The sequence below is a fragment of the Dictyobacter sp. Z7_2 genome (genome assembly GCF_057551105.1).
This window is the reverse complement of sequence record NZ_BAAJPE010000001.1, coordinates 1,628,613-1,640,460: the sequence shown is the minus strand read 5'-3', so window position 1 is coordinate 1,640,460 and position 11,848 is coordinate 1,628,613. Positions and strand designations below refer to the sequence as shown.

General features: G+C 50.4%; 10 protein-coding genes. 4 read left to right on the top strand and 6 right to left on the bottom strand.

The window, feature by feature from the left end; translation table 11 throughout:
• Positions 1-132 precede the first annotated feature (132 nt).
• A complete protein-coding gene (locus tag AC27N8_RS06330; RefSeq protein WP_487065083.1) occupies positions 133-534 on the bottom strand; it encodes a (R)-mandelonitrile lyase in 402 nt (133 codons plus the stop codon).
• A 169-nt stretch (positions 535-703) separates the two neighbouring features.
• Here AC27N8_RS06330 and AC27N8_RS06325 point away from each other — a divergent pair, with 169 nt between their 5' ends.
• Entirely contained in the window at positions 704-1,639 is a 936-nt protein-coding gene (locus AC27N8_RS06325) for an AraC family transcriptional regulator (RefSeq protein ID WP_487067910.1), read from the top strand.
• Between the two features lie 23 nt (positions 1,640-1,662).
• Here the strand turns inward: AC27N8_RS06325 and AC27N8_RS06320 are convergent, their stop codons facing one another.
• Together AC27N8_RS06320 and AC27N8_RS06315 are read right to left on the bottom strand one after the other, a co-directional pair.
• A complete protein-coding gene (locus AC27N8_RS06320) occupies positions 1,663-2,442 on the bottom strand; it encodes an SDR family oxidoreductase (protein ID WP_487065081.1) in 780 nt (259 codons plus the stop codon).
• A gap of 32 nt (positions 2,443-2,474) precedes the next feature.
• The gene (locus tag AC27N8_RS06315) at positions 2,475-3,446 is read right to left on the bottom strand and encodes a phosphotransferase enzyme family protein (RefSeq protein WP_487065079.1); all 972 of its coding nucleotides are present in this window, start codon (positions 3,444-3,446) and stop codon (positions 2,475-2,477) included.
• Between the two features lie 284 nt (positions 3,447-3,730).
• Between AC27N8_RS06315 and ybiA the strand changes: the two genes are divergently transcribed.
• Together ybiA and AC27N8_RS06305 are read left to right on the top strand one after the other, a co-directional pair.
• Positions 3,731-4,180 carry a riboflavin biosynthesis intermediates N-glycosidase gene (gene ybiA, locus AC27N8_RS06310; RefSeq protein WP_487065077.1) on the top strand — a complete coding sequence of 150 codons (450 nt, stop codon included), beginning with the start codon at positions 3,731-3,733 and terminating at the stop codon, positions 4,178-4,180.
• 186 nt (positions 4,181-4,366) lie between these two features.
• Positions 4,367-5,329, top strand: a complete 963-nt coding sequence (locus tag AC27N8_RS06305; RefSeq protein WP_487065075.1) for a PP2C family protein-serine/threonine phosphatase — start codon at positions 4,367-4,369, stop codon at positions 5,327-5,329.
• A gap of 86 nt (positions 5,330-5,415) precedes the next feature.
• Here AC27N8_RS06305 and AC27N8_RS06300 read toward each other — a convergent pair whose 3' ends face one another.
• The 3 genes from AC27N8_RS06300 to AC27N8_RS06290 form a co-directional block, all read right to left on the bottom strand.
• A complete protein-coding gene (locus AC27N8_RS06300) occupies positions 5,416-6,222 on the bottom strand; it encodes a class I SAM-dependent methyltransferase (protein ID WP_487065073.1) in 807 nt (268 codons plus the stop codon).
• 150 nt (positions 6,223-6,372) lie between these two features.
• Positions 6,373-7,020, bottom strand: coding sequence for a hypothetical protein (locus AC27N8_RS06295; RefSeq protein ID WP_487065071.1), 648 nt, complete (start codon positions 7,018-7,020; stop codon positions 6,373-6,375).
• A gap of 188 nt (positions 7,021-7,208) precedes the next feature.
• Positions 7,209-8,849, bottom strand: coding sequence for a peptide-N4-asparagine amidase (locus tag AC27N8_RS06290; RefSeq protein ID WP_487065069.1), 1,641 nt, complete (start codon positions 8,847-8,849; stop codon positions 7,209-7,211).
• A 654-nt stretch (positions 8,850-9,503) separates the two neighbouring features.
• Here AC27N8_RS06290 and AC27N8_RS06285 point away from each other — a divergent pair.
• Positions 9,504-11,741 carry a protease pro-enzyme activation domain-containing protein gene (locus tag AC27N8_RS06285; protein ID WP_487065067.1) on the top strand — a complete coding sequence of 746 codons (2,238 nt, stop codon included), beginning with the start codon at positions 9,504-9,506 and terminating at the stop codon, positions 11,739-11,741.
• The last annotated feature ends 107 nt before the right edge of the window (positions 11,742-11,848 follow it).

The following is an 11,848-nucleotide window of genomic DNA, read 5'->3' as shown; positions in this document are numbered from 1 at the left end:
AAATTCTCGGGCCAAAACACTTACTCAACGAGTATAAGCAAGAACAGGAGAGATGTCAAGATTGTTTTTTCTCCGCTGTTCTTACTTATAAAGCTGCAAGTTCTCTTTCGAAGTCATGGGAGATTGTATTATCTACAACTGGCCCTGATATTGTTCATCGCTAACCTTTTCCATCCAGTCGGCGGTCTTGCCGTTGAGCTGTTCCTGAATCGCGATGTGCGTCATCCCTGTGGTTGGTGTGGCGCCGTGCCAATGTTTCTCGCCGGGTGAGAACCAGATCACGTCTCCTGGTCGAATCTCTTCGATTGGACCTTCCCAGCGCTGTACGTGACCACAGCCAGCTGTCACGATCAAGGTCTGGCCCAGTGGATGGCTGTGCCATGCGGTTCGAGCGCCGGGCTCGAAGGTGACACTGGCACCAACCACTCGTGCAGGCTCAGGTGCCTCGAACAGAGGATCAATACGTACAGCATTGGTAAAATACTCGCCTGGTCCTTTACCGGAAGGCCGTGAGCCGCTCCTTTTGATATCCATTTTTAAATCTCCATTGTGTCTACAAATGCAGAGAGGCATGTTCTCTGTCTGGTATCATTATAGACACGTTGAAACATCTGGTGATAGAATAATTGTCGAGAATGTTTGTTCGATTCTGCAAATCTTCCATAGGCGCTAGAGGAATAAGAGAAGAGGTTTGATTATGGAGATGACCCATCCACAAGCAGAACGCGAGGTCCAACGCATGCAAGCCAATCGTGCAGAACTCGTTGAGCGGATCTCGCAGGTTGTTCGCAAAGATGGTCCTGAGCAGCCGCTCAAAGGACTGCACCTGTACCGTTCCTCTGTGCCTTTGGAGCCGGTTCATAGCGTGGTCGAGCCGTCCTTGTGTGTGATTGCCCAGGGTAGCAAGGAGGTCCTTTTGGGCGATAGCCGCTATCGCTATGACCCTTCACGCTACCTGCTTGCCACTGTCGAGATGCCCCGTGTCAGTCAGGTTCTGGAAGCTTCGAAGGAGCGACCATACCTCAGCTTTCGTCTGGCACTTTCACCTATCCTTGTTGGCATGGTTATGGCTGAAGCGGATCATCTCTTGCCTCCAGGTCATGCTGATGTGAGAGCTATCGATGTCAGTCCGCTGGATGTGAGCCTGCTGGATGCTGTGGTGCGGCTCGTCCGGTTGCTGGATTCTCCGGCTGAAGCGCCAGTTCTCCTGCCGTTGATCACGCGGGAAATTATCTACCGGCTTCTGATGGGATCGCAAGGTGCTCGGCTCCGCCATCTGGCGATCCTGGGAGGCTACACCTCCGATATTGCCAGAGCGGTCGAGCGACTCCGTCAGGACTTCGACCAGCCGTTGCGCATCGAGGATATTGCGCGAGATCTGGGTATGAGCGTATCTGGCTTCCATCATCACTTCAAAGCAGTCACTGCGCTGAGCCCCTTGCAATTTCAGAAGCAGCTCCGGCTCCAGGAGGCTCGCCGTCTGATGCTGGGCGAAGATCTCGATGCGGCGAGTGCTGCCTTCCGCGTGGGCTATCAGGACGCCTCCCATTTTAGCCGAGAGTACAAAAGTCTCTTTGGCATTCCTCCGATGCGCGACGTGCAACGGCTACGAGAAGAGGCTATTGCTGTCTCTGTCTGATAAGCCCGCAGGCGGCCAGATACTTAAAATCCCCCACGCGAGTGGATGACCTGACCGGTGATCCACTCCCCGGCATCGCTGGCTAAAAAGGCGATCAAGCGAGCAGCATCCTCGGGCTGCCCCAGTCGTCCGAAGGGGGCGCGATCGAGTATTGTCTGTTTGAGCGCTGGATTAGCACTAATCCAGCCGGTATCGGTCGGTCCTGGATCAACGGCGTTGACGGTGATGCCCCGGGCTGCCACTTCGGCGGCCAGGGTAATCGTGAAGGCTTCGATTGCTCCTTTGGTGGCAATGTAGGGTATTTTTCCTGGCATGGCGCCGACACCCTGTCCAGAGGTCAGATTAATAATGCGACCGCCTGTGGGGCGACTGAAGCGACGAGCGAATTCTATACTGAGTAGCATGGTCCCACGCATATTCACCGCGTAGTAGGTATCCAATATGGAGGCAGTGATTTGATTGAATGGAGCATCGGTATCGTCGTGCGCGGCATTGTTGATGAGGACACTCGGAGCTCCCAGATGAGCTTCCACTTCATCCATAATGGTCTGCGCTGATTCAGCCAGACTCTGATCAGCCTCCATGCATTCGCAGCGCACACCGGTCGCACGCACGCTTGCCTGTAGATCGCGATAACTATAGGCTTCCGCTCCATTGACCTCTCGGTCATGTGCCTCCCAGAAAGTGAAAAAGATATCCATGGGAAGCCTGGATAACTCTCGACATATGGCGGCTCCAATGCCTCTCTCCCGGCTTGCTCCCGTGACGATAGCGATCGGACGTGACGTTTGTGCAATGTTCATAGTGTGATCTGCTCCTGATTTTTCAGCTTTGCTCAGTCTCTATTCAAAGCTTTTTGTAAATCCAGCCAGCGCTCTATAAAGGGAATAAACGGCTTCGAAGGTAAAAATGATCTGACACGCTGGTTATGCTTTAAATAGACTTCCTCATAACTCCATACGTTGAATGCGAGTATCCAGCTATAAAATATTGCTGCCACGTGCAGATCTGCGGCTGGGAGTGGTAATACTTGCCGATAAGCACGTAGAAAGGTAATGCACGCTATCTCATTAAGCTTTAATGCATAATGCATGGTACGTAAAATTTCCCAGGCACGTGGTGCGACATAGGCCTGATCCCAATCGATGACCGCACTTACTTTGTCGTCCTTGAAGAAGAGATTTGCTTCCTGATAATCACCGTGCGTGACTTGCTGTTCGAGACGCCAGAAGTCCCGGGGATCGACTGGTTGTAACGTCTCAAACCAGGCGCGACGCTCTTGCAAGAGAGATAAGCTTTGTTGATCCTCGTCTGTGAGTGGAGTAAGTGCCAGAATTGTCGCTTCAATAGTATCCATTTTGGCCAGCGTTTCGGCGCGGTCAACCGTGAACACGTGCGGCTGAACACGTTCATGTGGATAGTTGTGAAGCGCTTGATGAAGTTGTGCCAGGAAAATCCCCATCGCGCTTACCTCGCTCTGAGGTAGATATCCACGTTTTATCTGGTAGCCAGGAGCGAAAGGGAAGAGTGCATAGAAACGCCCCTCGTGCTCAAGGATAGTCTGTCCCTGAGATGTCTGTAGAGGAACTAAGCTTGGAAGCCCGCGCTCTCGTACATATGTGATGATGGCATGTTCATTGTCGATGCGCCATTTTTTTTCAGGCTGATACCGATAAGCTCGCAGTGCATAATCTCCGGTGCTCGTTTTGAGTAAGAGCGTCTTGTGGATCGTACCTGTATCCGGTGTCGAGGTTGAGAGGATGGGAGAAAGATTCCAGGCGTGGCTGATGGTAGGGAGATCAATCATATTGCCTCACTCAGTGAATAGTACCTTTACCGCCTTTGGTAGGTACCGGGAAGAAGATACTGGTAGCAAATGAAATTATATAACAGCATTCGTCACACTAATTGTAGCATTCTAGCAGAGAAAAGCGCAAAAATCGTATTGGGAACTGTCTCTCATCGTGCGTTTAGACGAGAACTGGCGATTACTGGTGTTGCTATTTGTAGAGCGATAAAAGCTATATGGAATATATTATGAAACTTACGTCTTATTAATAATTAGTGATGAATGAAAGGTTGAAAGTAGCGATGTCGATCCTTTTTTACAAAATACATGAGCAGCCATATGGATGTTTTTCTAACTTTTCCGCTCACGGTTTTCATCTTGATGGAGCATTGTGGCCGACCAGTGAGCATTATTTTCAGGCGCAGAAATTTGCTGGAACTGTCTATGTCGAGCGTATTCGCCTGCTGAGCACGCCAAACGAGGCTGCACGCTTTGGACGCAAGCGCACTTTACCTCTGCGAGCGGATTGGGATCAGGTGAAAGATGATATTATGCTGAAAGCTGTGTTGTGCAAGTTTGAGACGCATGATGATATTCGTGCTATCCTGCTGGGTACCGGGGATGAGCATCTGATCGAGGATACGACCGATGATTATTATTGGGGTTGTGGCACCGACGGTACCGGTCGTAATATGTTAGGTGTGACGCTGATGAAGGTGCGTCGAATTTTATCCGAGCGTGACCTGCCATAATGATCCGGAGCAGATAAAAGAAGAGAGGCTTTCTTTCTCTGTTTGTTGCATTATGTGTACATTTCAGGCATAATCTGTCATTGGGATAGATATGTTCATAATAGTTTGTGCTCCAATGAGGAGATATGTATTAACATGCCAATCTTTTTTTATAGGCAATATGGTTTGGTTGGAGGGAAAAAATAGGTGGAAGCTCGTGAATATAAACAACTCGCATCACTTGAGCGCTCGTTAGCGTATCCGCTGGCGTTTATGAAGTGGAGTGTCGCCAGCGATAGGCATCCAGAGCGCAATGAAGATAGCCTGGTCATCGATCGACAGCAAAGTCTGGTCGCCGTCTTTGACGGTGTGGGAGGCAGTAAAGCCGGTGAAGTTGCCTCTCAGATCGCGGCGCAGGTCGTTCGGAGAGGATGGAAACGTGCCTTTCGCTCGATGCAGCCAGGACGCAACGTTTCTCACATTTTTGAACAGGGTGATCAATATGACCTGCGACCTCTGCTCTTATCGCTGGTCGACGAGGCCCATACCAGTATCCGCGCTGCCGGCGAGCAGCAACTTCTACCCGAGCCAGAAAGTCGCATGGGGACCGAGGATCAAGCTACCACGGTGGCGCTTGCCGTCTTCTCTCGACAGCCTCAGGCACGAGAATTTACCATGCTCTATCTCTGGGTGGGAGATAGCCGTGTCTATCTGCTTCGCAAAGGCCAGCCGTTGACCTGTCTGACGCAGGATGACAGCTTTCTGATGCAACTTGTCGAGGATCACATTCTAACCGAGGCTGACGCTACGCGGATTGATCAAGCTAAGCATGTCTCTGACTTATCGGAGCTCGAACTGGCTTTCTTTCGTAAACGCAATGGGATCACGCAAGCGCTCGGCGACTCGTATCCCTTGATGGTTCACCTTGATCAGACCACCATTCTGCCAGGCGATCGAATACTGATCTGTACCGACGGCGTTCATGACAACCTGACCGATGCGCAGATTGAGGCCATTCTGAAGGATGGTCCTCGCACAACTGTTGCCCGGCTCCTGGTCGAGTCGGCCGTGCGCGCCTCGCGCCAGGAGAAGCCAGAAGCGCTGCGGGCGAAACCTGACGATATCACCGCGATCGTGGTTGCCGCCCTGGATCTGCCCGAGCTCGCTTAAATACCTTGCTTGCCTCGTCACTGTTGCCGCACAGGACCAATCGTTGTGCGGCAGCGGTTTCATAAGATTGCCCATCTCTCCCTGCTCTATTTTTTGCCAGTGGCGATGAAGACGCCAAATTCTATCTGGAGAGGAGGGATATTTCCCTGGGCAAGTTGAGTTTCCAGTTGAGAATAGACTTTTTCAGCCTTTTCTTCATCGATATCTGCTTCGGCCAGCAGAGAGCGTATCAAGGCGATGATTTGATCTGCATGGGTGAAGATAACTGTATCATGGAGGTGTTTCACTTCTACGCTGGAGAACCAGCGCGAGAGCTGTTCCTGACCTGTCTCAATGCTAAATTCCATCTGTCTTGTATCGTTGGTAGTAATAGAACGACTGATCATTTGTAACAGCGTTGCCAGGCCAGAGACAGATGTCCCGCCGATTGTGGATGCATAGAAGTATCCATCTGGCTTTAGTACGCGATGTATCTCCGAGAGCGCAAGTGAGAGATCGGGGACGTGGTAGAGCATATTATTGGCAATCACTATATCTTGAGAGGCGTCGGCCAGAGGAATCGACTGCGCGTCGATACTTTGGAATGCGAAGGGAGGGTTGATGTCGCGTAGATTATGCTGTGCTGCCTGGAGCATCCCCGGAGAAAAGTCTGAGATCGTAATCTGCCAATCATCATAGATACGGTCGTGATTTTTGTGCCAGATTTTACCGTCTCCGCTGCCTAATTCGAGGACACGGGACTGTGGCGTATGAATGAATTGGTCGAACATCCAGCGATACCAATCGATCTGTCGCGTGGCAAGACTTTGTAGAAGCTCCATGCGCGTATTGAAGTTGGAGGCATCCTTGTACTGCTCGTTCAGGAGGAACTGTTTATCCATATGATTCGTCATGTATATTCTCCTCTTTCGCTGTACGGACATTTGCTAAATGAGAAAAGCATTCTTGCTAGATTATACATGACTTACTCTGTATCAGGCAAAAGCTCCGGTGCATGAAGACTTAAACCAAATCCCCCCTCAACACGCAAGACCAGAGATGCTTCAATAACAGCCCCAACGCTCGATTTGCTCAGAAAATCCGACCATGACCTCAAGTTCAACGGGAAGATACTCGGAGGCGAGCAACATCGCCGTCAATCGCATATGTCCCTCAAGCACCACGAGCGGACTCTCTCGGTTCTTCCCGACCAGGATCAGGGGCGGAAACCGAGCACCCGAGCGGAAGGCTTTTGCCATCTGGAGAACCCCTTGATAACCGACCCCAAACACTTCGTCTCCAGCCAGGATCTTCTTGCGAGCATCACGAGGCAGACGTGATCCGCCGGACAATTCGATCCAGTAATCGTATTCAATGTATTTGATCTGCTCCAACTCTTGCTTGGAAAGCATGGCCTGTTCCCACTGCACATCGAGTGGAAAGCCCTCAAAGTAGTCCAGGTATGGCACATCGGGAGGCAAGCTCTCAAAGTAGCCTGCGTCCTGACCATATCCCCGGTAGGCTCCCAGGATGCTCCGTCGTTGAGCATTCTCTTGCGTATCACGAAGATTCGGCTGCTCAATGAGGCTTGGAGACCATCCTCCTTGTTGCAAGATCTGCTGGATGTGCTGATGAGTGCGTGGAGAAGGGTATTCGGTGGCCAGAAAGAGGGCGACCATCTCTGCTTCACTAATGGGTCTCACTGTCCTCATAGATCTCTCCTTTCTCCGACAACAGATATTTTTTTCCGATTCTAGCATGGACGTTTCTCTACCTCAATGTGCCATTTTATTGGCCGTAGAGAGTGAGGCGCTACAGGCACCAGAGTGGCACCTGTAGCGCCTCACTCATGTGCATAATAACTGCAAAAGCCGCTGTGCAACGTGCCACGTTGGGATAGTTACTTTCCGGTGATCTTTTGGAGCGTGATGACTCCTCCGCGAGCTTCTATGATCTCGTGGTAATTTCTCCCGGAGGAGTCTTCGAGGTTCGCGTAGGCCGTTGATGAGCCGTTACTGATGTTTGTTCCTGTGTTCGATTGGATGGCTGCATAGCCCTGGATGGTTTCGTAGAGCGAGCTATGGTATGGCTTTTTGAAGGCGGTACCACTGGTTGCGTGTATCTCATTCAATGATTGTGTTACATCTGCTGGCAAGAAGAAGGCGTTGAGATTGTCGCCGGGTTGCAGGTAGGCGCTTGAGGCGTCGAGTGTATACGAGTCATCGCTCTGCCGTTGCGAGATTAATTTTCCGTGCGCGTCGGTCAACGTTTCGCTGGTGGTGACATCTTGTAGTCCGTGGACCAACTGCCAGTAGCCTGGATTGACGTTTGTCTGGTCGTTGGATACATGAAGCGATGAGTCGACACTGGCGGTCCAACTGCCATTACTGCTCTGAATTGTGCCCTGAATTTTGTAACTGCTGCTGGCCTCTTCGTTGAGTAGTGGATTGCTTGTGTTGCCAAGGATACCTGTTGTGGTTGATGGTGCTTGCGTGGGGAATGTCAGAGTATCGCTGGTGATACTTCCAGTCGTGACTTTTCCATGATTTTCATAAAGAAAGAGCGAGCCGGCTAGCAGCCAGTAGTTCTGATTATTCTCTACCTGGATACTGACTGTATGCTTTCCTCCCAGTAATCCTGCGAACGGAGTCAGATCCAGTTGATAGGCGGGCAGGTTGAGGGTGCGAACGGCGGTCAGTGGACGCCAGAGAAGCGGATTAACTCCACCGGTATAAATATAGGGGAAGGGCCAGACAACTCCTGCTGGCTTGCCATCGATTGAGACTTCGACCTCGCGGAAGGCTGGATTATTGGCCCACCAGAACTCGTCGGTGTTCTGACCTATCGCGTAGAGATCTAAATAAGCTCCAGTGATATCGTGTGGCAGCGTGACATCAGAGGTTAAGGACTGCCCTGTGTTGACCGTGGTCATGTCAGGCTGGCTGGTGATAGGGACAATCGTATCTGGAGGCTGGAGCGCCCAGGCATTGGTACTGCTCGTGGGGATGATCTGGCTGGGATAGAAGTCCAGCTCGCTTGAAATTGAGGGGATGCCTGTGTAGACAGAGGTGACGTAGTTCGCCAGTTGCGTCGTGATCGTCTGCTTTCCTGCCAGGAGAGGCAGATAGACTGTCACGTCTTTTTGGACTTTCCAACTGATCCCGGCTGCGGTCGGTTCAGGAGTCACGCCAGCAAAAATTTGCGTATTGCCAGCCCACATCAGCAGTAAACGGTCATACTGGCGTCCCTGCTGTGTCCCGGTGATGGTCAGGATAACTTTCTCCCAGTGGCCTGCCGGGAGGGTCACTGCGGTTGTTGCTGGCGGAGGCGCGTTGCCGAAGGTTTGATTGTGCAAAATTGTGCGTACGATGGGATGGCTGGATGGCAACTGGATCGGTGGATCGATATCGATGGGATTATCGGTATGCTCGAATTGCTGTGGGGTCTCTCCCAGCACTGTTTGTGTACCGCCTACAAAGAACAAAACTAAAAGAAGCATAAATAGTAATAAAATGAAGCGCAATCTTTTTTGAAACTTCATCAAATGCCACTCCTAAAGTAGAAATACACAGGACTGTAATGGCATCAGTATACTATATTTGCTTTAATTAATCCTCTGTTCCTACTTATCTTATACAAAAAATTTCTTATGATAAGTCTTATGTAATAATTTGTGTAGTGATGCTATGCCTTTGCTGCTAACAATGAGCTTTTGGTACTTAAAAAAGCGCGATATAGGCTTTTTTGTTGCGTAAATCGTGCTTCATAGATCGGCTAAATAGTTATTTTATGCTATATAAGTTATTATAAGCGGTGTTTTTAACATCTACTAATGACATTAGATAGATGGGGTGATTGGGTATTTTAATAAGGATGGAAGTATCAGAAATTTTTGCCTTATTTTCATCATCATGTCAGGCCTATTGAGCGATGAGGTGATATCGTTGTCAGAAGTAATTGGGTAGATACAGTTAGATAATTATTAACTTATTTTTTGTAAGGAAAAGATAAAATTTTTATGGAAGTGAAATACAATTGTCGTCCAGTAGACTTTATTATTATAGGATTGGGCAAGGACCAGATACGATAACAAGGGTGTTTGTGAGTTTTATTTACGAGGCTGTAACATAATTGTTTCGCTATTATTGTGTTGTTCTTGCCATAATGCTTATGGTTCTACCATTTGGGAGGTAATTTGAAAAGGAATTCACGACAAGCGAGGTATCCTCATCTCGTATTTGTGGCTTGTGCCGCGCTCCTTGCTTTATTGGCATCTGTGACGATCCATAGCACATCCATTTATGCCGCCCCTGATAGTGGTCGTCATACGTTGCCCGGTCATATTGCTCCGGAGCTGAAAAACGACCGGCCTGAGCACGCGACCAGCAAGAGTAATCAACTTCAACTCTCGATTAGTCTGAACTTACGCAATCGGGATGCATTGACCGCACTGATTGCGGCTCAAAACGATCCAAAATCGGCATCCTATCATCAATTTCTGACGCCCCAGCAATTTACAGCTGAATTTGGTCCAACGCAGGCCTCTGTGGATAGTGTGGTAGCGTACTTGAAGGGCCAGGGAATTCAGGTCAAATCAGTGTCCTCGAATAACTTGCTGGTATCTGCTGCTGGTTCGGTGGCCAATGTCGAGCAAGCTTTTGGGGTGACATTGAACGACTACAGCCTCAATGGTCGTACTGTCTACTCGCCCTCCTCTGATCCGACTGTTCCCGATGCACTGGGCGCAACGATCCTGAATATCGGAGGACTGGACAACGTGGCGAAATATCGTCATGCCAGCATCACCAAACAGGCGAAACCGGCGGCCGGTCCGGGCGGTGGCTTTACCCCCACCGATCTTCGCACCGCTTATGATGAAAACTCTCTTATCAGTGCTGGTGGTACTGGAACGGGTCAGACGACAGCCATTTTTGAATTAGATGGCTATAAATCCTCGGACGTAACGACGTATCTCAGCAATTATAGCCTTGGTAGCGCGAAATACTCGAATGTGTTGGTTGATGGAGCAACAAATACTGCGGGTGCGGGTGCTATTGAGGTCGAATTGGATATGGAGGTCGTTTCAGCGATTGCACCCAGTGCGACGCAGAAGATCTATATTGGTCCTAACACGAATACAGGTGTCACTGACACCTACAACAAAATTGTCACTGACAATCTGGCCAAAGTAACCAGTATCAGCTGGGGCGAATGTGAGTCGGCTTCTGGGAACGCGGCCCTTAGCACGCTGGATAATATCTTCGCCGAGGGCGCTGCACAGGGACAGGCATTCTTTGCCGCTTCTGGCGACTCTGGTGCTTATGACTGTGGGACAAGTGCGCTGGCTGTTGACTCTCCTGCCGATGATCCCAACGTCGTCGGTGTGGGTGGTACAAAGTTGACGCTGGGCAGTGGGAGTACATACGGTAGCGAATCCGCATGGGGTGTCTCCAGTTCAAGCGAAGGCGGCGGCGGAGGTATCAGCACCTACTTCACACGTCCAAGCTATCAGACAGGAACCAACCTGACGAACTCTCATCGCGAGGTGCCAGATGTCTCGGCCGATGCCGATCCAGCCTCTGGTTATTCGGTCTACTGTACCGTCACAGCGGCGGGATGTTCTAGCTCTGGTTGGATCTCAGTTGGTGGGACCAGTGCGGCCGCACCATTATGGGCAGCCACGGCGACGGATATCAATTCGTATCTGACGGCTCAGAGCAAGGCTGTGCTGGGTAGTGCCAGTGCCAGCCTGTATACCCTCTACAACACCACACAGACCTATAAGGCGTATCACGATGTAACATCCGGGAACAACCTCTACTACTCGGCAACCACAGGTTATGACAATGCCTCCGGCATTGGCACGCCTGACGCCTGGAATATCGCTCAAGATCTGGCAGGTACGACCACAGGCGGCGGCGGTGGCGGCGGTGGTGGCGGCGGCGGCACAACATCGCAACTCCTGCTCAATCCTGGTTTCGAGAGCGGCTCAACGTCGTGGACGGAGAGTTCTTCTGGCGGCTACGAAATTGTCGCTACTACCCGAGCGCATGCTGGCAGCGATGGTGCGTATCTGTGCGGATATAATTCTTGCAAGGATAGTATCTATCAAACAGTGGCTCTTCCAGCCACCACAACGAAAGTTGTGTTGAGCTATTGGGTCTATATCAGTACGAATGAAACGACAAGTACAGCGTACGACTACTTCTATGCGCGTCTGCGTACGAGTAGTGGCACAACCATTTCAACGCCTCAGACGCTTTCTAACAAGAATGCTGCGGGGTGGACCCAATATAGCTTCGATGTGACTTCCGCGCTGTCAGGCTATACGGGTAAGAGTATTCAAGTGTACTTCTACGGAACAACGGACTCCGCATTGACGAGTAGCTTCTTCGTAGATGATACCGCATTGACCGTCACCACATCTTCCTAACAGAGGACCAGGTGACATAAATGTCGAGCGCAGCGAAGGCCTTCGCTGCGCTCGACCTCTTTTCCAGTGCAAAGGATGAATGACATCCTTTGATATAGTGAGACTGG

Excerpts from the sequence above, each read along its gene's own strand:
- AC27N8_RS06290 (WP_487065069.1), bottom strand. The coding sequence starts at position 8,849 with ATGAAGTTTCAAAAAAGATTGCGCTTCATTTTATTACTATTTATGCTT.
- AC27N8_RS06325 (WP_487067910.1), top strand. The coding sequence starts at position 704 with ATGACCCATCCACAAGCAGAACGCGAGGTCCAACGCATGCAAGCCAAT.
- AC27N8_RS06330 (WP_487065083.1), bottom strand. The coding sequence starts at position 534 with ATGGATATCAAAAGGAGCGGCTCACGGCCTTCCGGTAAAGGACCAGGC.
- ybiA (WP_487065077.1), top strand. The coding sequence starts at position 3,731 with ATGTCGATCCTTTTTTACAAAATACATGAGCAGCCATATGGATGTTTT.
- AC27N8_RS06315 (WP_487065079.1), bottom strand. The coding sequence starts at position 3,446 with ATGATTGATCTCCCTACCATCAGCCACGCCTGGAATCTTTCTCCCATC.
- AC27N8_RS06320 (WP_487065081.1), bottom strand. The coding sequence starts at position 2,442 with ATGAACATTGCACAAACGTCACGTCCGATCGCTATCGTCACGGGAGCA.
- AC27N8_RS06300 (WP_487065073.1), bottom strand. The coding sequence starts at position 6,222 with ATGACGAATCATATGGATAAACAGTTCCTCCTGAACGAGCAGTACAAG.
- AC27N8_RS06295 (WP_487065071.1), bottom strand. The coding sequence starts at position 7,020 with ATGAGGACAGTGAGACCCATTAGTGAAGCAGAGATGGTCGCCCTCTTT.